Below are 21,123 nucleotides of genomic sequence, written 5' to 3' on the forward strand. Positions count from 1 at the left end.
CGCCAATATGGCACACAAACGGCCGGCTCGGCCGAACGATTGTCTGAATTTCTCACATGGAGTGCGGAGCATGCCGAACGTGGTGGTCGTGGGCGCCCAATGGGGCGACGAAGGTAAGGGACGCGTCGTGGACTGGCTGGCGGCACAGGCCGATCTCGTCGCGCGCTACAACGGCGGCCACAACGCGGGTCATACGCTGGTCGTCGGCGGCAAGACATACAAGCTTGCGCTCCTGCCGAGCGGCATCGTGCGCGGCAAGCGCGGCGTGATCGGCAACGGCGTGGCGCTCGATCCGGAAGCCTTGCTCGCGGAAATCGCGCGGATGGCCGAACTCGGGCTGTCGGTGACGCCGGACAACCTGTCGATCGCCGAGAACGCGACGCTGGTGCTGCCGATCCACCGCGCGATCGACCAGGCTCAGGAGCGTCTGCGCCGCGAGCCCATCGGCACCACGCTGCGCGGGATCGGGCCGGCCTACGAGGACAAGGTCGGGCGTCGCGGGCTGCGCGTCGGCGATCTCGCGGAACCGGGCCGGCTTGCCGCCAAACTGGATGTGCTCGTCGACCATCACAACGCGTGGTTCCGCGGCCTGGGGCTCGACGAGCATTCGCGCGATGCGATGCTGGCAACGCTCGCCGACCTCGCGCCGCGAATCCTGCCGTTCGTCCGCCCCGTCTGGGCCGATCTCAACGACGCGACCGACCGTGGCGAGCGCATCCTGTTCGAGGGGTCTCAAGCCGTGATGCTGGATATCGACTGGGGCACGTATCCGTTCGTGACGTCGTCCGGAACCGTTGCATCGGCGGCGGCGGCCGGCACGGGGCTCGGCGCGTCGAAGCTCGGCCACGTGCTGGGCGTCACCAAGGCGTATGCGACACGGGTCGGCGGCGGCCCGTTCCTCACCGAGCTGTCCGACGCGACTGGCGAAACGCTGCGCGCGCGCGGGCAGGAGTTCGGCGTGAATACCGGCCGGCCGCGCCGCTGCGGATGGCTCGATGCCGCGCAGTTGCGTCAGGCGGTCAGGATTTCGGGCATCGATTCGCTGGCGCTCACCAAGCTCGACGTGCTCGACGGTTTCGAGTCGATCGAGCTGTGCGTCGGCTACGAACTCGATGGCGTGCGGGTCGATCATCTGCCTGCAAGCCTCGATGCGCAGTCGCGTGCGAAACCCGTGTACGAGCGGTTCGACGGCTGGCGCGGCACTGTGAAAGGGGTACGCGAACGCGCGGCGTTGCCGCGCGCTGCGCAGGATTTCATCGCGCGCGTCGAAGCGGTCGCGGGCGCACCGGTATCGATGATCACGACCGGCGCGGAGCGCGACGACACGATCGTGTTGCGCAATCCGTTCGATGCGGCCGCCACGGCCTGATCCGTCATACATGACGTGAATCGTGCGGCGACACCGTGGTCGCCGGGTAGTTTTTGCCGATTCGGCGCGGTTAGCTTGCCGGCGCGTCCGGACGTCATGCACACGAACCGGACGACGCGTGCATGGCGGCTCGGCGACACGATTCGGCATCCGGATCATGCCGCGTACGGCGAACTGGACACGTCTGCACCGCTGCTGTACTGTTCCGCACAATTCGCGCCAGACCGGCCCGCGCCGGAACCGCCGGCACCATGGGCGCACGGTGGCGCGACGTGATCTCAATCCCGGGGACAGGTCGATGGACACGTTACAGATGATGCGCATTTTCGTCCGGGTTGCGGAGGAGGGCAGCTTCACGAGCGCGGCCCAGCGCCTGGACATCACGACGGCCTATGCATCGCGGTCGGTCGCGCAGCTCGAGACGCATCTGCGCACGCGCCTGCTCAACCGCAGCACGCGCCGCATCGCACTGACCGATGCCGGGCAGCGTTATCTCGACCGCTGCCAGCGCATCCTCGGCTATATCGACGAAGCGGAAGCCGAGGCGGCCGATGCACAGGCGAAGCCGTCCGGGCGGCTGCACGTTCATGCGACGACGAGCTTCGGCCAGGCCTACGTGGTGCCCGCCGTCGTGCGTTACCGGCAGCGTTATCCGTCGGTCGCGGTCGAGCTCACGCTGTCGCAGCACGTGCCCGACATCATCGACGAAGGCTACGACGTGTCGCTGCAGTTGAGTGCGACGGAGCTTCCCGATTCGGGGCTCGTGTCGCAGCGGCTCGGCGAGGTGCACAGCGTGCTGTGCGCGTCGCCCGCGTATCTGAAGGAGCGCGGTACGCCGCGTACGGTGCGCGAGCTCGACGGCCACGCGTGCCTGCAGATCGTCACGCCCGTATTTCCGCGCGATCGCTGGCATCTCGACGGCCCCGACGGCCCCGAGACGTTCGACCTGCCGTTGCCAGATTTCCAGGTGAACATCGCCGATGCGCTCGGCGCCGCATTGCGCGCCGGCCTCGGCATCGGTTCGTTGCCGATGTCGTCGGCACTGCCCGCGCTGGCGAGCGGCGCGCTGGTGCGCGTGCTGCCCGACTACCGCTTGCAGAAGCTGACCGTCTACACGCTGTACGCATCGCGCCAGTATCTCGATGCGAAAATCCGCACGTTCGTCGATTTTCTGCGTGAATGCGTACCCGAAATGCTGTCCACCGACGAGGCTGCGCTGAACGCTTCCTGCACGTCCTGAAGTCGCGCCGTCGGCGTGTGAGGATGACGCTGCGCGTCAATCGAACCAATAATATGCAGTCCTGTATTTGAGCCGGGTATCGAATTCATCTGCACGACCGGCTCGACCAAGGATGCGCGGGCAACCGGCCGGCCTTTGTGAAAGTGCTTGCTTTCGATATCGAACATCGTTGGTTCGGTGCATGGGTGCCGCGCACGTGACGTGCGTGGCCTACGGTGCGACGCGGGATAGCGGAACCGCCTGGTCGCGCAGCTTTACGACATCGCGGCCCGGCGCATCGCCGAAGAGGCGTGCGTATTCGCGGCTGAACTGCGACGCGCTCACATAGCCGACACTGCGGCACGCCTGCTGCGCATCCATTGCCGACAGGCACATCAGGCGGCGTGCCTCCTGCAGCCGCAGCATCTTCTGACATTGCAACGGGCTCATCGACGTGATCGCGCGGAAGTGGTGATGGAACGTCGACGGGCTCATGTCCACCTGTCGCGCGAGCGATTCGACCGTCATCGGATCGAGGTAGTGGTCGCGGATCCAGGCGACCGCGCGCGAGATGCGCTGCGTCGTCGAGTCGCCCTGGCCGACCTGCGCGACGCGCGCACCCGACGGGCCGCGCAGCAGCCGGATGAGGATTTCGTCGACGATCAGCGGCGCGAGCAGGTCGATGTCGTCGGTTTGTGCGATCAGTTGCATCAGCCGCACGACGGCGTCGACGATTTCGGGCGGCGCATCGTGCGTGTCGAGTGCGCCGCAGTCGACGGCCTTCGGCAGCCCGCGCGGAAACACGCGTGGTGTGAGCGCCGCGATGCGGGCCGGGTCGAGTTCCAGTTGTGCGTAAAGGAACGGCTCGGCCAGGCTCGCGCGCGTCACGCGGCCGGTGACGGGCAGGTCGGCAGTCGTAACCAGCATCCGCGATTCGTCGATCACGTAGGCGGCGTCGCCGACCCGTGTCGATTTCGCGCCTTGTCCGACGATGCTCAGGCACGCGTGGTGCACGCCATGGTTCCAGTGTGGCGGCGACGCGGACACGCGTGCGATGCGCAAGCCACGCACCGGGAGCTCGAACGTGCCGTCGTGCGGTGCATAGGCGGCGATCAGCGCAGCGAGCCGGGCTGTGGGCGACTGAGGGTCGTGATCGGGTGTGGTGCGCTGTAGCGGCGTCGTTCGGGCGTCGATTTCCATATTGCGTGAGCGGATGACCGAGGGGGCGGTGCAAGGTGCGCGACTGCGATTCCCCGTCGGTGTCTCGGCAGGTGGCTGGCGTGGCGGTCACATCGTACGGCGAGTCGCGCGCACGTGATTGCCTAAATCTGTCGGAAATCAGCCCAATCATCCGGATCTGCACGGCCGGCGGCCGCATTGCCCGTCGTTGCGCAGTGTGCAGCGCACAAATTCGGAAATTAAGGCAAAACAATCGCAGGATCAGGCAAGCCAATTTCCGGCGGTTTTCATACCATTGCACCTGCTGAAAGAAACGTGTTCCAGTGCGCTCGGGTGATGCAGGTATGAGCGTCGCCAGGCCGACGGATGCCGCCGGCGTTGCCGCTGTGAATCGCTGCAAGAGACTCAGGACTGCTATTCGAATATTCGTGCATCGGGCCAGCCGAGGCCGGCTTGCGTCCGTTGCATGCCGGTGCGCGTCCGGCGCGAGCGCACCGACCGATCCGGCGTGGCCGGCGTCGGTGCCGCCGCATTGGCCGGGCCGTCCCATGTCGGTCGGGACGTGGCAGCGGGTGTGCGCGTCCAGGCGGCCGACCGCGCAGGGGAATCCGGACAAATGGACCAACTTCAATCGATTCGGGCATTCGTGACGGTGGCAAGGGAAGGCGGTTTTCGCCGGGCGGCGACGCGGCTGCGCGTGTCGACGGCGATGGCGAGCCGGCTGGTCGATGCGCTCGAGACGCGCCTTGGTGCACGCCTGCTTCAACGCAGCACCTGCCACCAGTCGCTGACGGAAATCGGCGAGTTGTATCTCACGCGCGTCGAACGGATTCTCGGGGCGATCGACGAGATCGACGGTCGTTTCGTCGCGATGGGCAGCAAGCCGGAAGGCGCGCTGCGCATTGCCGCGCCGGTCGCGTTCGGGCTCAGCCAGTTGAGCGCGTTGCTCGATCGTTTCGTGAGCCGGTTCCCGGCCGTGCGGCCGACCGTGACGTTGACCGACGCCCATGTCGATCTGACGTCCGAAGACATCGACGTTGCGTTCCTGACCGACGGCATGCCGGTGACAGGTGCGCACGCGTTGCACACGCTGGCCTCTTACGAATCCGTGCGCGTCGCGGCACCGGGTTATGTCGCCGCACACGGCGGCGCGGCTGCGTCGGGCGACTGGCCCGATCTTGCGGCCGTGCGGCTCGATCTGCCGGCCGCCGGTGGCGACGATGCGGCTGCGTTCCGGCCCGACGCGACGCCCGGCGGCAGTCAGGGCGTCGGCCATCTCGAGATGGCACGGCGGCTGGCCGTGGCCGGCATGGGCGCCGCGGTGCTGCCCGCGTATCTCGTCGACGCCGATCTGGCGGACGGTGCGCTGGTGCGCGTTGCACCGGTTCACTCGCTTGCGCCCGTCACGCTGAAGCTCGCGCATGCGCGTACCGCGCATCTGCCGGCCGCTGCACGGGCATTCATCGAATTCGCCGGCACCGCGTTCCGGCCCGCGAGTTAGCGGCCCGGTTGGTCGCCGCGGCAACGCCTGCCCGCCAGTGCCGGGCTCATGACGCTTTTTCCACGGAAGCAGTTCGACGAACGAACGCTCCGCAGGGCGCAACGAACGCCCGACATACGCAACCGCATCCGCGGCAAACAGGAAGCGACAGCATTCCGGCCGCGCGTGCAGGTTACGAGGAGATCTGGTGATTCCAATTGAAGGTCGTCTATTTGCGAGAGGTTGCTCCATGCGCGTCGAACGGGTTCCATACCGCTTAATCACTGCCGCAACGGCTGCCGTTTTCCTGGCCGCGTGCGGGAAAAAAGAATCGGCACTGCCGCCGCAAACGCCGGAAGTCGGCGTCGTCACCGTCCAGCCGCAAGCCGTACCGGTCTTCACCGACCTGCCGGGCCGCACCAGCGCGTTCCTCGTCGCGCAGGTTCGCGCGCGGGTCGACGGCATCGTGCTGCGCCGTGAATTCACCGAAGGCACCGACGTCAAGGCCGGTCAGCGCCTCTACAAGATCGACCCGGCGCCTTACATCGCGGCGCTGAACAGTGCAAAGGCAACGCTCGCGAAGGCGCAGGCGAACCTCGTCACGCAGAACGCGCTGGTCGCACGCTACAAGGTGCTGGTGGCCGCGAACGCGGTCAGCAAGCAGGACTACGACAACGCGGTGGCCACGCAAGGCCAGGCCGCGGCTGACGTCGCGGCCGGCAAGGCGGCGGTCGATACCGCGCAGATCAACCTCGGCTATACCGATGTCGTGTCGCCGATCACCGGCCGCGTCGGCATCTCGCAGGTGACGCCGGGCGCGTACGTGCAGGCGAGCCAGGCGACGCTGATGTCGACGGTGCAGCAGCTCGATCCGGTGTATGTGGACCTCACGCAGTCGAGCCTCGAAGGGCTGAAGCTGCGCCAGGACGTACAGAGCGGGCGCCTGAAGACGTCCGGCCCGGGCGCGGCGAAGGTGTCGCTGATCCTGGAAGACGGCAAGACCTATTCGGAGCCGGGCAAGCTGCAGTTCTCGGACGTGACGGTCGACCAGACCACCGGCTCGGTGACGATCCGCGCGGTCTTCCCGAACCCGGGCAAGGTGCTGCTGCCGGGCATGTTCGTGCGTGCACGGATCGAGGAAGGCGTGAACGAGAACGCGTTCCTGGTGCCGCAGATCGGCGTCACGCATGACCAGAAGGGTCAGGCGATCGCGATGGTGGTGAACGCCAGCAACAAGGTCGAGCCGCGTCCGCTGAAGACGACGGGCATGCAGGGCCCGAACTGGGTGGTCGAAGGTGGTCTGCAAGCGGGTGATCACGTGATCGTGCAGGGCGCCGACAAGGTGCGCCCGGGTGCGACCGTGAAGACCGTCGCGGCGCAGCTCGCACCGGCGCCGGACGCCGCGTCCGGCACACCGGCAAGCGCCGCGAATGCGTCCGGCGCCGCGCCGGCAAGCACCGTCGCCAATGCTGCCGCGAGTTCGACCGCTGCGTCGTCCGCGCAATAACAAGGAGTCCGTTTCATGGCCAAGTTTTTTATCGATCGCCCGATCTTCGCGTGGGTGATCGCGATCGTGCTGATGCTGGCCGGCGTCGCATCGATCTTCAAGATGCCGATCGCGCAGTATCCGACGATCGCACCGCCGACGATCCAGATCCAGGCGAACTATCCGGGCGCTTCCGCGAAGACGGTGGAAGACACGGTGACGCAGGTGATCGAACAGCAGATGAGCGGTCTCGACAACTTCCTGTACATGTCGTCGACCAGTGACGACTCGGGCAACGCGACGATCACGCTGACCTTCTCGCCGGGCACGAATCCGGACGTCGCGCAGGTGCAGGTGCAGAACAAGCTGTCGCTCGCGACACCGAACCTGCCGCAGGTCGTGCAGCAACTCGGCATGCAGGTCACGAAGTCGAGCAGCAACTGGCTGATGTGGTTCGCGTTCAACTCCGAGGACGGCAGCATGTCGAAGGAGGACCTGACGAACTATGTGGCGTCGCACGTGCTCGATCCGCTCAGCCGCGTGAACGGCGTCGGTCAGACGCTGCTGCTCGGTTCGCAGTTCTCGATGCGCATCTGGCTCGATCCCGTCAAGCTGACCAACTACAGCCTCACGCCGACCGACGTGTCGGCAGCGATCACGCAGCAGAACGTGCAGATCGCGGGCGGCCAGATCGGCGGCACGCCGGCGAAGCCGGGCACGATGCTGCAGGCGACGATCACCGAATCGACGCTGCTGCGCACGCCCGAGCAGTTCGGCAACATCCTGCTGAAGGTCAACCAGGATGGTTCGCAGGTCCGCCTGAAGGACGTCGGCCGCGCGGCGCTCGGCTCGGAGAACTACACGTTCGACACGAAGTACATGGGGCAGCCGACGGCCGGCCTCGGCATTCAGCTCGCGACGGGCGCGAATGCGCTCGCGACCGCGACGGCGCTGCGGGCCAAGGTCCAGGAGCTGTCGAAGTACTTCCCGCACGGCCTCGTCGTCCACTATCCGTACGACACGACGCCGTTCGTGCGCCTGTCGATCGAGGAAGTGGTCAAGACGCTGCTCGAAGGCATCGTGCTCGTGTTCCTCGTGATGTACCTGTTCCTGCAGAACCTGCGGGCAACGATCATCCCGACGATCGCGGTGCCGGTCGTGCTGCTCGGCACTTTCGCGATCATGGGCCTCGCCGGCTTCTCGATCAACACGCTGTCGATGTTCGGCCTCGTGCTGGCGATCGGCCTGCTGGTCGACGATGCGATCGTGGTGGTGGAGAACGTCGAGCGCGTGATGGCGGAGGAGGGCCTGTCGCCGAAGGAGGCGACCCGCAAGGCGATGGGCCAGATCACCGGCGCACTCGTCGGCGTGGCGCTGGTGCTGTCGGCGGTGTTCGTGCCGGTGGCGTTCTCGGGCGGTTCGGTCGGCGCAATTTATCGCCAGTTCTCGCTGACGATCGTGTCGGCGATGGTGCTGTCGGTGCTCGTCGCGTTGATCCTGACGCCGGCACTGTGCGCGACGATCCTCAAGCCGGTCCCGCAAGAGCATCACGAAGAGAAGAAGGGCTTCTTCGGCTGGTTCAACCGTACCTTCGACCGCAGCCGAGATCGTTATACGGGCGGCGTGAACCACGTGATCCGGCGCTCGGGGCGCTGGCTCGTGATCTACCTGGCCGTGTTCATCGCGGTCGGCGTGATGTTCGTGCGCCTGCCGAAGTCGTTCCTGCCGGATGAAGACCAGGGCTACATGTTCATGATCGTGCAGACGCCGTCCGGTTCCACGCAGGAAACGACCGGCAAGACGCTCGACAACATCAACACGTACCTGACCACGACCGAGAAGGATGTGGTCGACTCGGTGTTCACGGTCAACGGCTTCAGCTTCGCGGGCCGCGGCCAGAACGCGGGCCTCGTGTTCGTGAAGCTGAAACCGTACGAGCATCGCCAGCGCTCCGACCAGAAGGTGCAGGCGCTGATCGGCCGGACCTTCGCGCACTACTCGCAGTACAAGGACGCGATGGTGATCCCGTTCAACCCGCCGTCGATTCCCGAACTCGGTACGGCTGCCGGCTTCGACTTCGAGCTGACGGACAACGCCGGTCTCGGCCACGAGGCGCTGATGGCCGCGCGCGGCCAGTTGCTCGGAATGGCCGCGAAGGATCCCACGCTGGCGCTCGTGCGCCCGAACGGCCTGAACGATACGCCGCAGTACACGGTCGACATCGACCGCGAGAAGGCGAACGCGCTCGGCGTGACGGCTGCGGCGATCGACCAGACGTTCTCGATCGCGTGGGCGTCGCAGTACGTGAACAACTTCCTGGATACGGATGGCCGGATCAAGAAGGTGTACGTGCAGGCGGACGCGCCGTTCCGGATGACCCCGGAAGACATGAACATCTGGTACGTGCGCAACAGCACCGGTGGCATGGTGCCGTTCAGCGCGTTCTCGACCGGCCACTGGAGCTATGGGTCGCCGAAGCTCGAACGCTACAACGGCGTATCGTCGATCGAGATCCAGGGGCAGGCTGCGGAGGGCAAGTCGACCGGCCAGGCGATGGCCGCGATGGAAGCGCTCGCGAGCAAGCTGCCGGAAGGTATCGGCTACTCGTGGACGGGCCTGTCGTTCCAGGAAATCCAGTCCGGCTCGCAGGCGCCGATCCTGTACGCGATCTCGATCCTCGTCGTGTTCCTGTGTCTCGCGGCACTGTATGAAAGCTGGTCGATCCCGTTCTCGGTGATCATGGTGGTGCCGCTCGGCGTGGTCGGCGCGCTGCTCGCGACGATGCTGCGCGGCCTCGAGAACGACGTGTTCTTCCAGGTCGGCCTGCTGACGACCGTGGGCCTGTCCGCGAAGAACGCGATCCTGATCGTGGAGTTCGCACGCGAGTTGCAGGCGAACGAGAACATGGGGCCGGTGCGCGCGGCGATCGAGGCGGCGCGCCTGCGGCTGCGTCCGATCCTGATGACGTCGCTCGCATTCATGCTCGGCGTGCTGCCCCTTGCGATCAGCAACGGCGCGGGCTCGGCGAGCCAGCATGCGATCGGCACGGGCGTGATCGGCGGGATGATCACGGCGACGTTCCTCGCGATTTTCATGATCCCGATGTTCTTCGTGCGGGTTCGCGCGATCTTCAGCGGCGAGACGGAAAACGTCGACGATGCCTGGCGTCTCGTGCAGGGCGACCTGCAGCGCGGTCACGGCGACGCACACGATTCGAAGGGGCAGTAACGATGCAAAAACATGCTTTGACTGCAAGTGCGGTCGCAATGGCTGCCGCGTTGTTCGCTGCGGGCTGCACGATGGCGCCGCATTACAAGCGGCCCGACGCGCCCGTCGCACAGGCGTACCCGGCCGGCGGCGTCTATGCGACGCAGCCGGGTGCGGCCGGCGCGCGCAGCGCGAACGGCCAGGCGGCGACCGCCATCGGCTGGCGCGAATTCTTCGTCGATCCGCGCCTGCAGCGGCTGATCGAGATCGCGCTGAAAAACAACCGCGACCTGCGCGTGTCGGTGCTGAACATCGAGGCGGCGCGCGCGCAGTACCAGATCACGCGCGCGGAGCTATTCCCGACGCTTGACGGTACGGGGACGGGCAGCATCCAGCGCATTCCGCAGGGCTTGTCGACGACCAATGCGCCGCTGATCTCGCGCAACTACAACGTCGGGCTGTCCGCGTCGTGGGAACTCGACCTGTTCGGCCGCGTGCAGAGCCTGAAGGACCAGGCACTCGCGCAGTACCTGTCGACGTCGTACGCACGGCAGGCGTCGGAGATCTCGCTGGTGTCGCAGGTGGCGGACCAGTACCTGACGCTGCTGTCGACCGACGATTTGCTGAAGGTCACGGAGAACACGCTGAAGTCCGCTCAGGCGCAATACGACCTGACCAAGCTGCGGTTCGACAACGGCACGGGCTCCGAGCTCGAGCTGCGTCAGGCGCAGACAGTGGTCGAGCAGGCGCTGTCGAACCAGCAGGCGCAGGCGCGTGCGCGTGCGCAGGCACTGAACATGCTGGTGCAACTGATCGGCGAGCCGCTTCCGGACGACCTGCCGGCAGGCATGCCGCTCGACGCGCAGAACCTGCTGACGGACGTGCCGGCCGGGTTGCCGTCGGATCTGCTGACGCGTCGTCCGGACGTGATGCAGGCCGAGCAGACGCTGCTGGCCGCGAATGCGAACATCGGCGCAGCACGCGCGGCATTCTTCCCGCGCATCTCGCTGACGGGCGCGTTCGGTACCGGCAGCCCGACGCTGGGCGGCCTGTTCAAGGCCGGCACAGCGGCGTGGTCGTTCGCGCCGCAGATCACGATGCCGATCTTCGAAGGCGGGCAGAACATCGCGAACCTGAACCTCGCGAACGTGCAGAAACGCATCGAGATCGCGAACTACGAGAAGGCGATCCAGTCGGCATTCCGCGAAGTGGCGGACGGTCTTGCCGCACGCGGCACGTACGACCAGCAGATCGCGGCGCTCGAGCGCAACGAGCACGCGCAGCAGCGACGTTTCGACCTGTCGGATCTGCGTTACAAGAACGGTGTCGACAGCTACCTGTCGGTGCTGACCGCGCAGACGGATCTGTACTCGGCACAGCAGACGCTGATCAACGCACGTCTGGCGCGCTGGACGAACCTGGTCACGCTGTACCGCGCATTGGGCGGCGGCTGGATCCAGCGGGCCGGCGAGACGCCGCGCGCGCCGGATGCGCCGGTCGACTACGACAAGGCGGCCGCTCCGGCGCTTGCGTCGTCGGCGGCGACGAACGGGTAAGTGAAAGGCGGGGCAGGAGCGGGCAACTGCTTCTGCCTGCCGAACCGGCGAGATGCAAAAACAAAAACGCCACGGACGAAAGTCCGTGGCGTTTCCTTATTGCTCGGCTGCTCACATCCGAAGCGATGTTGCGCTACGCCTGCTTTGTCCAAAGCGTGCGGCCGAAGAACGTCAGCGTGCGATCCCATGCCATTTGCGACCACACCGGATCGAACTGCGTGCCGGCGATACGGCCGGGGCCGACGGCCGTTTCGTTCGCGAACGCATGATGCGCGAGATAGCGATGGAATTCGAAACCGACCTTCGCGTCGGTCAGCTTCTTCTCGAGCGCATCGACCTGGTCGATCGCGAAGAACGCATCCTGCGTGCCCCAGTGGCCCATCAGCGGCACCTTGAGCTTCGCCGGATCGAGGTAGTCGAGCGGCGGGAAACCGTACCACGTGACGCCCGCGTCCGCATCGGCGAACTGCAGCGACAGCAGCGTGAGTGCGCCGCCCATGCAGTAACCCGTTACGGCGACACGCGACGCAAGCGTCTTCAGATAGGTCACGGCGCCCGGAATGTCCTGCGAGGCCGCGTCGCCGAAATCGAGCCCGGTCATCAGGTGGTGCGCTTCTTCTTCCTCGACCGTCGACTTGCCGCGGTACAGGTCGGGCACGAGCGCGAAGTAGCCGCAGCGCGCGAGGCGATCCGCGACGCCGCGGATCTGGTCGTTCAGCCCCCACCATTCCTGGATGACGACGACCGCGGGCGCGCCTTCGGTTTTTGCCGGCGTGGCGAGATAGCCCTGCAGTTCCTGGCCGTCCGGGCGTCGAAACGTGATCATGGAACCGGATGTTTGAGACATGAAACCGCTCCTTTTCGAAAAATGCGATGAGTGCGGCATCGGGGCCGGCCTGCGGCGCGGCGACGATCGGGCAAGCCGGGCGTCGTGGTTTCCGCTCGCGTTCGTTTCGGCCGGCGCCGACCACGCGGCCATTCTATGCGCAAACACAGGCTGCCTGCGTGAACGGCACGGCGTTCGCAAGACCGCGTGCGATGAGGGGGCGATTCGTTCCCGGAACGGATGGCCGAAAAGCAACACCCCGCCCCGTTTGAACGGGAGCGGGGTGTTGTGCGGTGTGCCGCGCGTGTCGGAATACGCCGGCGCGTGACGGGCGCTTACTGGCCGAAATACACGGAGTCGCGGCCGTCCTGCTTGACCGCGATCGCGCGGCCGGCACGCACACCAGCGGCGGCTTGCGCGCCGTAGCCGGCTTCATCGGCGTTCGTCACGCGGGCCTGTGCGGTCTGCAGCGCGCGCGGGTAATACTGATCGGAGACTTCGGGCTTGTAGCCGGCCTGTTCGAGCTGGACGAGTTCCGCGCGCACCTGGGCGCGCGTCAGTTGGCCCGACGGATTAGACTGTGCGAATGCGCCGTACGAGGCGGACAGGGCGGTTGCGGCGACGACAGCGTAGATGAACGACTTCATGACGACCTCCGGTTTCATTGATTTCGCGCTTCGCTTGTTGCGTTCAGCGGTTGATTGCATCGTAGCGATCGCGTTACCGGTCGGAAATACGCGTTCCAGCGAATAATTATTGCAACTGGGTAAACGATCTGAACGGGCGAGTATTTCGTCTGACGATTGCGGGCTTGTCCGGCGCTTGATCTGGACCAGGGGCGAGGCCGTCAATGGAGCGATGTCGTCGATCGGCAAGTGGCCGGACAACGATGAATAAATCGTATTCCGAAGTGTTCGAGTGGGGCTGACGACATCATCGTTCGTGTCGTATCGCCTGCGTACCGCCGCGTCACTCGGCCAGGACTGCCTGCCGTTTCCGGTATTCGGCAGGTGTGATGCCGACGTGCCGGGTGAAAGACCGCCTGAGCGTATCGACGTTCGCGAAGCCGCATTTCGCGGCGACCTGTTTCGGCGTGTCGTGGCCGTTCTCGAGCAGGTGGCGGGCTGCCGAAATCCGGGTCGTCTCGACCCATGCGGCAGGCGTCATGCCGACTTCCGCGCGGAACAGCCGAGCGAAGTGGCGCGGGCTCATGCCCGCATGCTTCGCCATCTCCGCCACCGAGTGCTCGAGTTCCGGATTGGCCGCGATCCAGCGCTGGACCTCCTGCAGTACCGAACGCCCGGCGGGGCGCGCCTCGCCCTTGCGGCTGAACTGGAGTTGCCCGCCCGGTCGCTTGAAGAACATGACCAGTTGCGCGGCGACGCGCCGCGCGATCTCGCGGCCGAGATCTTCCTCGACCAGCGCGAGCGCGAGATCAAGCCCGGCCGTCACGCCGGCGCCGGTGCGCAGCTTGCCGTCGCGCACGTACAGTGCATCCGCGTCGACGGCGAGCGACGGATAGGCTTCGGCAAGCGCGTCCGCGGCAGCCCAGTGCGTGGTCAGGTGACGCCCTTTCAGCAGGCCGGTGGCCGCGAGAATGAACGCGCCGGTGCAGATCGAGCCGTAGCGCTTGCTCTGCACGGCCGCCGCTCGCAGCCACGCGAGCACGTCGGTGCGCAGTGCGATCCGGCCGGCACTCGGCGCGCCGGCGACCAGCAGCGTGTCGATGCGCTCGGGAATGTCGGGAACGATCCAGTCGGGCAGCAGCTGCGCGCCGGACGAACTGCGGATCGGGCCGGACTCGCCGGCAATGATCCGCAACGTATAGAACGGTTTCCCGCATTCGGCGTTCGCTTGCGCGAAGACGTCGAGCGGTGCGGAGACATCGAGCAGTTGAACGCCCGGAACGGCGAAGATTCCCACGACCTTCGGCATGATCGATTGCGTGTTGTTTCGAACGTGACGGGTAGCAGTATAGAGGGGCCGGCGATGCACGGAGCGCGCGGCGGAGCCTGTTTCCGACGTTCTTCTTGCCGTGCGGGCACCGTGTCCGTCTGTCGCGCAAAATGGCAGGATTTGACGTAATACGTCTATTGGAGACAGCTATCGGGATCCGGAGAATCAAGGGTGTTTTCAATGGAGATCGATCATGACTGAGAACGTTGCAGGCATCACCATTCCCGATAGCCAACTGACGCGCGAGATCACCGAACTCGTTCGCGATACCGCGTCGCCGTTGCTGTTCCATCATTCCAGCCGCGTCTTCTATTTCGCTGCGCTCGCGGGCCAGCGGCGCGGTCTGAAATACGATCCCGAGTTGCTCTACTGCGGCTGCATGTTCCATGACATGGGGCTCACGCACAAACACAGCAGCGCGTGCGAGCGGTTCGAGGTGGACGGCGCCAACGCCGCCCGCGATTTCCTGAAGGGCAAGGGCATCTCGCAGCAGGATATCGATGTGGTATGGACTTCGATCGCACTGCATACCACGCCGGGCATCCCGCAGCACATGCATCCGGTGATCGCGCTCGTGACCGCGGGTGTCGAGATGGATGTGCTGGGCTTGAAATATCCGGAATACAGCGACGTCGAACGCGAGGCCGTCGTCCGTGCGCATCCGCGTACGCCGCACTTCAAGGAAGACATCATCCAGGCGTTCTACGACGGGATCAGGCACAAGCCCGACACGACATTCGGCAACGTTAAGGCCGACGTGCTCGGCGACAAGGATCCGCATTTCCACGCCGGCAACTTCTGCAGCGTGATCCGGTCGTCCGCGTGGGCGGGCTGATTGTTCGCGGTATGGCGTACGACCTCTGCTGCTGAACGGAGATCGTGCGCGGAACACGAATCGCGATTCGCATATATTCAGGAATGCGATCATGTTGGACCAGTCGAACGATCGAAAGCTGATCGGAGCGAACGGCGCGCCGGTCGAAGATAACGTCAACATCCAGACGGTCGGCCCGCGCGGCCCCGCGCCGTCGCAGGACGTCTGGCTGATCGCGAAGTGATTCCGGAGCAGCGCACGCGTGCGAATGATGCCGGTGCGTACGGCGTGTGCTGTGGCGCATGGCATTAGCCGATACACAAGGGCGAAAACCTTCACGGCAATCGGCAGGCGGTTGCGCGTTTTCCGACGTTCACCGGTGTACTTGGTGCGGCCGACTTTGTTGGACAGCACCACGCGTTGGATCTTCGGGGAGAGTCGCAGAACATCCTCCACGACAAGGCGGCAACTGTGTGAAGGCCGGATCGACATATGGCGTGGACATTACGGCGACATGGGTGCGGCTTGGGGTGTCGTCGAAGCAAGCCGGGCGGTACGGCGACACGACATCGCTGCATCACCAGCGGAAAGGTAGCCGTGTATGGGGGCGTGATTCGTTGCGCTGCCGGATTTTCGACCCATACGAGTGTTTCGATGGCGCCCACACCTCACTACATATCCGACAGCCCCGGTGTCGGTGTGTGCTAGACACTGTTCGACTATGTCTGCGAGGGGAGGCCGAATGGCCAATGAGGTCTCGCACTGGGTGTTCATGACCGACGACGAGAAACGTGCGATATGGGAACGCATCCGGCGCGAGGCGCTGCGATGTGTTTCCGTCGTGACGAACGGTGAGTTGCCAGGAACGGCGTTCCGAGTGCCGGGGACCGGGGGCCGCACTTGACGAAATTTCCGTGTCCTTGGCGAACCTCTCGGCCTTGTCAGGAAGAATGGGCGGCGGATTGGGAGCGGATGAAATCAGTAAAGATGTTGTTACGTGACAACCACGTGATATTTCCCCGACTTTATATACTGAACAAGTGCCTTCCATCACCCTGGCGAATCTTTGATTCGCCCCCCAGTAACGCGCCTCCAGGCAGGTGGGTCATGCTTGCCCCCGCCTTTGCGGACACCCTGATCTCCACCACAGCCACACTCTCCATCCACCTTCCGCCAGTTCCTGGCAAAACGCCTATAATGATTGGGCAAATTGCCGGGAGAAGTCATGAGCACCATTGCTTTTCATCCTTCGGGCGTCGCGCATCCGCGTCAGGCCGAATTCACGATTCTCGAACAACTGCTGGCGATCCGAGTCCGATCGGGGGCCGATCTTGCCGAGCTGGCGAGCGCGCGCGTCGACGTCTCGGTGATCGACCGGCTGTCCGAGCGCGGGCTGAAATCGGACGAACTGGCCTTCATCATTCCGCGCCGCACGCTGAGCCATCGTCGCCAGGCGCACGAACGCCTGTCGCCCGAGGAATCCGACAAGGCGATCCGTCTCGCGCGCATCGTCGCGCAGGCGACGGCCACGTTCGGCGACCAGGACAAGGCGATGGCGTGGTTGCGCAACGGGCTCCAGCGCTTCGGCGGCCGCACGTCGCTCGACATGGCGAGCACCGAGCATGGCGCGCGGCTCGTCGAGGAAGCCCTCACGCAGATCGACGAGGGGTATTTCGCTTGACGACGCTGTGGCGGATCAGCAATTTCGCCGACCTGAAAGGCATCGGCGGGTTGCGCGCCGGCGGGCGCTGGCATTTCGCCGGGCAGCCCGTCGTGTATCTTGCCGAGCATCCGGCGCTCGCGCTGCTCGAGACGCTCGTTCATTTCGAGATCGCCACGGTCGCGCAATTGCCGAGCGGGTACCAGTTGCTTCGCATCGAGGTGGCCGATTCGGTCGATATCGCCGAAATCGCGGAGGGCGACGCGCCGGACGACTGGCGATCCAACGTCGACTGGACCCGCAGCGCCGGTACCGAGTGGCTGCACACGCAGCCGAGCGCGCTGCTGCGCGTGCCGAGCGTCGTCGTGCCGCACGCGCACAACTTCCTGCTGAATCCACTGCATCCGGCTGCTTCCGAGGCCCGCATTGCCGAAGTGATGCAATCACCGTACGACACCCGGATTCTGCGGCTGGTCCAGTCGAAGCCGGGTGAATAGGGAGCCGGACGACCCGGAGCCTGCGCCGGACGCGGGATCAGCGCTCGTGTGCGGCGCGATCCGCTGCCGCATCGGGTGGCAGCGTCTGCCGGAGGCGCGTGACCGTTCGCGTACTGACGAGACCGAGCATCGTACTGACGTCGGCATGTGCATGGCCCGCAAGCAACTGGCGGCGCGCAACCGTATTGCGCAGCACGCGCGGGCTGATGTCCGCCGCATGGAAGCCGATCGCGCTCAGCGCGTCGCGCACCACGAGCAGCAGGAACATGTCGTTCATCGCGCCACCGCCGCGCGGCGCGGGAAACAGCAACGCGGATGCCGGCGCGTCTGACGAGCGCGCGCGCCATGCGGCGAGCGGCGCCAGTGAAAATTCGGCGAGCCTGATCCGGCGCGCCGGCCGCGCCCGATCGCGCGGCACGGATAGTGCCGGCGGCCGCGCGTCGAGATCGAGCGCGTCGTGCGTCGTCGCACGTATCTCCGCCGAAGTGATGCCGCTCCCGAGCAGCAGCGCGACGATCGCGCGATTCCGGCAATCGGCCGGTGTGTCGTCCGGTCGAGGTTGCACGTGGTGCTGAAGCGCCGCGTCGGCATCGGGCGGCAGGTAGCACGGCTCGGGCTCGCCGTCCGGCCATGCGAGATCACGCGTCGTCCGGCCGGCCGGATGAATCGTGCGCACGCCGGCCTCGACCAGATGCCGGCCCAGCCGGTCGATCAGCTTCGCGTAGCGCACGCGAGTCGACGTGCCGGGCGCACAGGTGCGCTCGAGTTCCGCCAGGAAGGCCGCGACGTGGTCGGGCCCGAACGTGGCCAGCGACACGCGGTGCGCGATCAGATGACGCAGGAACCGTTCGAACATCGCGACGTGCTGCACGACCGAACGCGGCGCGAACGGCCGGCGGTCGGCACCGGTCGCGGCGGTTTCCTGCCATGCCCGGAAGGCGCCGACGGGGTCGTGGGTCCAGCGATTCGTGTCCATGCACGATTTATAGCCGGAACGCGGAGGCTCCGGCAATCGGTCAGATGGCCAGTCCGACGCAACCGGTGCGTCAGTGCGCGGGACGTGCGTCGACGATGCAGTCGTTGTGCCGGGCCAGGCAAGCGAGCAGCAGCGTGTTGAAGAAACGGAGTGCGTCCGGCACCCAGTTCCATCGTGTCGGGGTCCGCATCCGGATCATCCGTGGCTGACCGACATGAGCCAGGCCCGTCGTGTGAGGAGGCTGGGTGTCGGGCCGGCAATCGCAAACGAACCGGCTGCTCGGCGTGCGATGTCGCTGGCACGCGGCACCGCGCAACGTCACCAGCCGCCACCATCAACCGTCGCGCGAAGGCGAAGAAGCCGCAACCGGTGTCGCGCTTGCTTGTCCACTGAGCCGCGCAAATGCGGCGAACGCCAGTTGCGTCGCGATGGCCGCGAGGGTGCCGGCTGCCATGCCGTTGCCGAGCACGATCTGCACGGGTGAGCCGAAATGGCGATACAGGTTCGGCACCAGGATCGGTGCAAGGCCGACGACGAGTGCGGCCGCGAGCGTGTACTGGTTGGCGCGCGCGTGCAGGTCGACGCCGGCGAGCAGCCGGATCCCCATCACGCCGATCATCGCGAACACGACCAGCGCGGTGCCGCCGACCACCGCGGCCGGAATCGCATACGCGAGCCGCGCGAGCGGCGCGAACAGCGCGATGACGATCAGGATCGCGCCGGCCGCGGCCGTCACGTAGCGCGAGCGCACGCCGGTTGTCTGCACGACGCCGATATTCTCGGCGCTGGTCACGATCAGCGGCGTGCCGAACAGCGCGCCGGCGAGCGACGCCAGCCCATCGCCGCGTATCGTCTTCGGCACGTCGCGCGACAGCGAGATCGGCTTGCCGCACGTTTCGCCGACGGCGACCGTCTGCGCGGTGGCCTCGGCCATCGAGATCGCGGTGAAGATCAGCAGCGGCAGCGCGGCCAGCACGTCGAAGCGCGGCATCCCGAACGGCAGCCATACCGGATGCGTGAACAGCGGGCCGCGCCACACGTCGGCGAGCGCCGGCATCGCATCGAGCGCCCAGCCGAGCGTTGCGCCGGCCATCAGGCCGATCAGCACCGCGAGGCGCCCGAGCGTGCCGCGGAACGCACCCGCGACGATGACCGTGGCGACGATCGTCGCCAGCGCGAGACCGAGCGCGCGCGGCTGCGCGAAGTCGGCCGAACCGGGCTGGCCGACGACGATCGTCGCGTAGATCCGGATCAGGTTGATCGACACGAGCAGCAGCATCGCGCCGACGACGATGCGCGGAAAGAGCCGCAGGCAACGCGTGAAGACGGGCAGCAGCACCCAATAGAACGCGCTGGCGAGCAGCGCCGCGCCGGCGGCGGTCGGCAGGCCCGATTGCGCGGCAATGCCGGCGAACAGCATCGTCGGTGCGCCGCCGGGCACCATCACGAACGGCATGCGCGCGCCGATCGGGCCGGCGCCGAGCGATTGCAGCAGCGTGCCGATCCCGCAGGCGAAGAACGTCGCGCCGATCAGCTGGACCGTCAGGTCCGCCGGCAGCGCGAGCACTTTTGCGATCAGGAACACGGCCGTGATCGGGGACGCGGCCATTGACAGCACGTGCTGCAGCCCGAACAGCGCGAGCTGCCAGGCGGGCAGCCGTGCGTCGACGGGCGTTGGGATCGGATCGTGCGACACGGCAGGCCCCTCGGAAGCGAACGGCGACGAGCGCCGGAAACCGGCGGTGAACGGCAAGGTCAGGCCCGCAGCCAGGGCAGTTGCGCGGCGCTGTAGCGGAACGTCTGGAACACGCTGTTGAGCTGGCCCGGCCCGGTCTTGCGCGCGGCTTCGTCCGGGTATTCGGCGAACCACGGAATCACGTATTCCCAGACGACCTCGCCGGCGGGCGTCACTTCGAACAGGCGGCCTGTCGACGATTCGGTGACGTGCGTGTTGCCGTTCGGCAAGCGCTGCGCGTTGCCCATGAACGGCGTGTAGAACAGGTTCACGACGTCGTCCGTATACGACCACACGACGCGCTGCGTCGCCGGATCGATCTCGACGACGCGCGAGAACACGACGTGCGCGCCGTGGCGGAAATTGCCATTGTCGAACGCGAGGATGTTGCCGTTCGCGAGCGGCACCGGCGCGTGCTGGTGCGACACGACGTCGGGCCTGATCCGCAGGTCGACACGGCCGGTTTCGCGGTTCACGCCGATGATGCCCGACGTCGTGCGCAGGCTCATCAGCACGCGGCCGTTCGCGTCGACCGCGAGGCCGTTGACGAGCGGCCAGTGATAGCGCCCGAAGCCGGCCGCGATCGGGAAATCCTCGGGTCGCAGGTGTTCGCGCGCACGCCATTCCCACACGATCTGCCCGGCCCGGTTCACTTCGCGGATCACGTCCGCATACATCACTTCGTCGTCGCCGTGCGGCGTGCCGCCCGGCACGCGCCGCGCGAACGCGGCGTCGACCGGTTCGCACGCGGCGTACAGCAGGTTGCCGTTCGGCAGCCACTGCGCGTCGTGATGATGCGCGGGGTCCTCGTAACGCCACACGGTTTCGCCTTGCGGCGTGACTTCGTAGAAGTCGCCGCCATGCCACATCGACCACGGCGCATAGCGCGATTCGGAGTGCGGATGATTGCCGTTGTAGCCGAGGTTGCCGTTCGCGAGGATGACCGCATGGCGGCCGGGGCGCACGGGCATCTTCCACTGATGCGCGACTTCACCGTCGATGCCGACGAGATAGACGTTGCCGTCGGCCGTCTGCGGCGCGATGAGCGTATAGCCGCCCGCGGACAGTGCGGGATCGTGGGCGATGAGGCCGACGCCACGGCGGCGCTGGGTAATCTGGTCGACGGTTGTCACTGCGCTCTCCATTCGAATCGGACACGGGGA

18 protein-coding genes and 1 pseudogene are annotated in these 21,123 nt (G+C 66.2%); 12 read left to right on the plus strand and 7 right to left on the minus strand.

The genetic code is table 11. The features are described from left to right. Nucleotides 1–70 precede the first annotated feature (70 nt). On the plus strand, nucleotides 71–1,369 hold the full coding sequence (locus ABIC51_RS26200) for an adenylosuccinate synthase (RefSeq protein ID WP_059551834.1): 1,299 nt from the start codon (nucleotides 71–73) through the stop codon (nucleotides 1,367–1,369). Between the two features lie 298 nt (nucleotides 1,370–1,667). Further along, the gene (locus tag ABIC51_RS26205; RefSeq protein ID WP_027792207.1) at nucleotides 1,668–2,609 is read left to right on the plus strand and encodes a LysR family transcriptional regulator; all 942 of its coding nucleotides are present in this window, start codon (nucleotides 1,668–1,670) and stop codon (nucleotides 2,607–2,609) included. 210 nt (nucleotides 2,610–2,819) lie between these two features. Here ABIC51_RS26205 and ABIC51_RS26210 read toward each other — a convergent pair whose 3' ends face one another. Next, nucleotides 2,820–3,788, minus strand: a complete 969-nt coding sequence (locus tag ABIC51_RS26210) for an AraC family transcriptional regulator (protein WP_226129301.1) — start codon at nucleotides 3,786–3,788, stop codon at nucleotides 2,820–2,822. Nucleotides 3,789–4,383: 595 nt separating this feature from the next. On the opposite strand from ABIC51_RS26210, the gene ABIC51_RS26215 reads away from it, so the two are divergent. The 4 genes from ABIC51_RS26215 to ABIC51_RS26230 all read left to right on the plus strand — a co-directional run bounded on the left by ABIC51_RS26215 (nucleotide 4,384) and on the right by ABIC51_RS26230 (nucleotide 11,496). Continuing rightward, a complete protein-coding gene (locus ABIC51_RS26215; RefSeq protein ID WP_226129304.1) occupies nucleotides 4,384–5,268 on the plus strand; it encodes a LysR family transcriptional regulator in 885 nt (294 codons plus the stop codon). Between the two features lie 229 nt (nucleotides 5,269–5,497). Continuing rightward, complete coding sequence (locus ABIC51_RS26220) at nucleotides 5,498–6,754, plus strand: efflux RND transporter periplasmic adaptor subunit (RefSeq protein WP_175901381.1); 1,257 nt, start codon at nucleotides 5,498–5,500, stop codon at nucleotides 6,752–6,754. Nucleotides 6,755–6,769: 15 nt separating this feature from the next. Then, the gene (locus tag ABIC51_RS26225) at nucleotides 6,770–9,961 is read left to right on the plus strand and encodes an efflux RND transporter permease subunit (RefSeq protein ID WP_175862899.1); all 3,192 of its coding nucleotides are present in this window, start codon (nucleotides 6,770–6,772) and stop codon (nucleotides 9,959–9,961) included. A gap of 2 nt (nucleotides 9,962–9,963) precedes the next feature. Then, on the plus strand, nucleotides 9,964–11,496 hold the full coding sequence (locus ABIC51_RS26230; RefSeq protein ID WP_146255039.1) for an efflux transporter outer membrane subunit: 1,533 nt from the start codon (nucleotides 9,964–9,966) through the stop codon (nucleotides 11,494–11,496). Between the two features lie 133 nt (nucleotides 11,497–11,629). On the opposite strand, the gene ABIC51_RS26235 is transcribed toward ABIC51_RS26230, so the two are convergent. Then, nucleotides 11,630–12,343 carry a dienelactone hydrolase family protein gene (locus tag ABIC51_RS26235; protein WP_059700023.1) on the minus strand — a complete coding sequence of 238 codons (714 nt, stop codon included), beginning with the start codon at nucleotides 12,341–12,343 and terminating at the stop codon, nucleotides 11,630–11,632. Between ABIC51_RS26235 and ABIC51_RS26240 the strand changes: the two genes are divergently transcribed. After that, entirely contained in the window at nucleotides 12,342–12,650 is a 309-nt protein-coding gene (locus ABIC51_RS26240) for a hypothetical protein (protein WP_060173744.1), read from the plus strand. The two genes, ABIC51_RS26235 and ABIC51_RS26240, sit on opposite strands and share 2 nt — an antisense overlap. 7 nt (nucleotides 12,651–12,657) lie before the next feature. Here the strand turns inward: ABIC51_RS26240 and ABIC51_RS26245 are convergent, their stop codons facing one another. Both ABIC51_RS26245 and ABIC51_RS26250 read right to left on the minus strand, forming a co-directional pair. Beyond that, nucleotides 12,658–12,969 (minus strand): DUF4148 domain-containing protein, encoded by a 312-nt coding sequence (locus ABIC51_RS26245; protein WP_027792214.1) that lies wholly within the window; start codon nucleotides 12,967–12,969, stop codon nucleotides 12,658–12,660. Between the two features lie 322 nt (nucleotides 12,970–13,291). After that, entirely contained in the window at nucleotides 13,292–14,257 is a 966-nt protein-coding gene (locus tag ABIC51_RS26250) for a GlxA family transcriptional regulator (protein WP_175855665.1), read from the minus strand. Between the two features lie 214 nt (nucleotides 14,258–14,471). On the opposite strand from ABIC51_RS26250, the gene ABIC51_RS26255 reads away from it, so the two are divergent. The 5 genes and pseudogenes from ABIC51_RS26255 to ABIC51_RS26275 all read left to right on the plus strand — a co-directional run bounded on the left by ABIC51_RS26255 (nucleotide 14,472) and on the right by ABIC51_RS26275 (nucleotide 17,249). After that, entirely contained in the window at nucleotides 14,472–15,113 is a 642-nt protein-coding gene (locus tag ABIC51_RS26255; RefSeq protein ID WP_027792216.1) for an HD domain-containing protein, read from the plus strand. Nucleotides 15,114–15,204: 91 nt separating this feature from the next. Then, complete coding sequence (locus ABIC51_RS26260; RefSeq protein WP_264165611.1) at nucleotides 15,205–15,336, plus strand: hypothetical protein; 132 nt, start codon at nucleotides 15,205–15,207, stop codon at nucleotides 15,334–15,336. A gap of 410 nt (nucleotides 15,337–15,746) precedes the next feature. Next, nucleotides 15,747–15,947: pseudogene (locus tag ABIC51_RS26265) on the plus strand (DUF1289 domain-containing protein). A gap of 370 nt (nucleotides 15,948–16,317) precedes the next feature. Further along, complete coding sequence (locus ABIC51_RS26270) at nucleotides 16,318–16,773, plus strand: Xre family toxin-antitoxin system antitoxin (RefSeq protein ID WP_006480981.1); 456 nt, start codon at nucleotides 16,318–16,320, stop codon at nucleotides 16,771–16,773. Continuing rightward, on the plus strand, nucleotides 16,770–17,249 hold the full coding sequence (locus ABIC51_RS26275) for an RES family NAD+ phosphorylase (protein WP_027792217.1): 480 nt from the start codon (nucleotides 16,770–16,772) through the stop codon (nucleotides 17,247–17,249). The genes ABIC51_RS26270 and ABIC51_RS26275 overlap by 4 nt, the downstream gene beginning before the upstream one ends. A gap of 37 nt (nucleotides 17,250–17,286) precedes the next feature. On the opposite strand, the gene ABIC51_RS26280 is transcribed toward ABIC51_RS26275, so the two are convergent. The 3 genes from ABIC51_RS26280 to ABIC51_RS26290 form a co-directional block, all read right to left on the minus strand. After that, nucleotides 17,287–18,225 (minus strand): tyrosine-type recombinase/integrase, encoded by a 939-nt coding sequence (locus ABIC51_RS26280; protein WP_175862903.1) that lies wholly within the window; start codon nucleotides 18,223–18,225, stop codon nucleotides 17,287–17,289. A gap of 334 nt (nucleotides 18,226–18,559) precedes the next feature. Then, on the minus strand, nucleotides 18,560–19,921 hold the full coding sequence (locus tag ABIC51_RS26285) for a uracil-xanthine permease family protein (protein WP_175901389.1): 1,362 nt from the start codon (nucleotides 19,919–19,921) through the stop codon (nucleotides 18,560–18,562). Nucleotides 19,922–19,980: 59 nt separating this feature from the next. Beyond that, entirely contained in the window at nucleotides 19,981–21,105 is a 1,125-nt protein-coding gene (locus tag ABIC51_RS26290) for an aryl-sulfate sulfotransferase (protein ID WP_175901391.1), read from the minus strand. Between the last annotated feature and the right edge of the window lie 18 nt (nucleotides 21,106–21,123).

The organism is Burkholderia sp. 572 (genome assembly GCF_040545135.1).
GTDB lineage: Bacteria > Pseudomonadota > Gammaproteobacteria > Burkholderiales > Burkholderiaceae > Burkholderia > Burkholderia cepacia.

What these genes read in the sequence shown, in the direction of transcription:
- ABIC51_RS26235 (WP_059700023.1), bottom strand. Translation starts at nt 12,343, where the DNA reads ATGTCTCAAACATCCGGTTCCATGATCACGTTTCGACGCCCGGACGGC.
- ABIC51_RS26270 (WP_006480981.1), top strand. Translation starts at nt 16,318, where the DNA reads ATGAGCACCATTGCTTTTCATCCTTCGGGCGTCGCGCATCCGCGTCAG.
- ABIC51_RS26280 (WP_175862903.1), bottom strand. Translation starts at nt 18,225, where the DNA reads ATGGACACGAATCGCTGGACCCACGACCCCGTCGGCGCCTTCCGGGCA.
- ABIC51_RS26205 (WP_027792207.1), top strand. Translation starts at nt 1,668, where the DNA reads ATGGACACGTTACAGATGATGCGCATTTTCGTCCGGGTTGCGGAGGAG.
- ABIC51_RS26220 (WP_175901381.1), top strand. Translation starts at nt 5,498, where the DNA reads ATGCGCGTCGAACGGGTTCCATACCGCTTAATCACTGCCGCAACGGCT.
- ABIC51_RS26260 (WP_264165611.1), top strand. Translation starts at nt 15,205, where the DNA reads ATGTTGGACCAGTCGAACGATCGAAAGCTGATCGGAGCGAACGGCGCG.
- ABIC51_RS26290 (WP_175901391.1), bottom strand. Translation starts at nt 21,105, where the DNA reads ATGGAGAGCGCAGTGACAACCGTCGACCAGATTACCCAGCGCCGCCGT.
- ABIC51_RS26215 (WP_226129304.1), top strand. Translation starts at nt 4,384, where the DNA reads ATGGACCAACTTCAATCGATTCGGGCATTCGTGACGGTGGCAAGGGAA.
- ABIC51_RS26240 (WP_060173744.1), top strand. Translation starts at nt 12,342, where the DNA reads ATGAAACCGCTCCTTTTCGAAAAATGCGATGAGTGCGGCATCGGGGCC.
- ABIC51_RS26210 (WP_226129301.1), bottom strand. Translation starts at nt 3,788, where the DNA reads ATGGAAATCGACGCCCGAACGACGCCGCTACAGCGCACCACACCCGAT.
- ABIC51_RS26230 (WP_146255039.1), top strand. Translation starts at nt 9,964, where the DNA reads ATGCAAAAACATGCTTTGACTGCAAGTGCGGTCGCAATGGCTGCCGCG.
- ABIC51_RS26200 (WP_059551834.1), top strand. Translation starts at nt 71, where the DNA reads ATGCCGAACGTGGTGGTCGTGGGCGCCCAATGGGGCGACGAAGGTAAG.
- ABIC51_RS26245 (WP_027792214.1), bottom strand. Translation starts at nt 12,969, where the DNA reads ATGAAGTCGTTCATCTACGCTGTCGTCGCCGCAACCGCCCTGTCCGCC.
- ABIC51_RS26250 (WP_175855665.1), bottom strand. Translation starts at nt 14,257, where the DNA reads ATGCCGAAGGTCGTGGGAATCTTCGCCGTTCCGGGCGTTCAACTGCTC.
- ABIC51_RS26225 (WP_175862899.1), top strand. Translation starts at nt 6,770, where the DNA reads ATGGCCAAGTTTTTTATCGATCGCCCGATCTTCGCGTGGGTGATCGCG.
- ABIC51_RS26255 (WP_027792216.1), top strand. Translation starts at nt 14,472, where the DNA reads ATGACTGAGAACGTTGCAGGCATCACCATTCCCGATAGCCAACTGACG.